Here is a 1010-nt window from a genome sequence, read left to right on the forward strand (position 1 = left end):
CGATTAGCAATTGGTGAGCCTACTACCACATCTGTTTGTCCACTGTAGCGAGACAGCAACACCACAAAACCTGCCAGCAGTGTCATAAACAGTGTGGTTCCCGTCTCTTGAGAAAGCTGTTTGAGTTGCTGTGTTAGCTGTATATCTAGTTTTAGTCGTTCTATACCACCACGGAAACTTTGTATAGCCGGACGGGGACGGTCTGTGGGTAATTCTAATAAGGGTGGCGCACCTGTTAACTTTTGCTTCCAGTAGTTCAACTGACGCTCTAAGACTTCATTTGTCAGCCATTGACGCTGCCATACCGCAAAGTCGGCATATTGTATGGGTAACTCTGGTAATGTCACAGGAGTAGCTGCTGTCATGCCTACGGGGAGCGCAGCTATCCCGCCATAATAAGCTGACAATTCACTAATCAACACACCCATTGACCAACCATCAGCAGCAATATGGTGAACCGCAAAAGCTAAAACATATTCCTGAGCAGCAACTTGCCACAGCTTGACTCGTAGTACAGAATCATTAGCTAAATCGAATGGTTTACTGATTTCTGCTTTTGCTAGTTTTATAACTTCTTGAATCGGACTTGCTACATTCTCAAGGTTAGCTATTGGTAAATTAAAAGATGTATAATTATCTATTATTTGCACTGGTTTATCATCTTTGATGCCAAACCGAGTTCGCAAAGTTTCATGGCGTTTAATAATCTCTGCAAAGGCTTGCTCTAAAGCCAACACATTCAAATTCCCCCGCAGTCGCACTGTGAATCCCATGGTGTAAGCACTAGTTTCACCTGCTAAATGATGAACAAACCATAGTCTTTCCTGCGCCCAGGATAAAGGTATACTTGATCCTTTAGCAATAGGTACTATTGATGGTAATCCTAATCCTGTGCTGCTTTGTAAATGGTTTAAGATTACTTCACTTAACTCGGCAATTGTTGGATGTTCAAAAATGTAGCGTACTAACAATGAAATACCGAATGCTGATTGCACGCGAGAAATTACTTG

General features: G+C 42.3%; 1 protein-coding gene. It reads right to left on the reverse strand.

The window, feature by feature from the left end; translation table 11 throughout:
- A partial coding sequence (locus IQ237_RS25985; protein WP_309225820.1) for a condensation domain-containing protein occupies positions 1–995 on the reverse strand: 995 nt, incomplete at its 3' end.
- Positions 996–1010 lie beyond the last annotated feature (15 nt).

The organism is Sphaerospermopsis sp. LEGE 08334 (genome assembly GCF_015207205.1).
GTDB lineage: Bacteria > Cyanobacteriota > Cyanobacteriia > Cyanobacteriales > Nostocaceae > Sphaerospermopsis.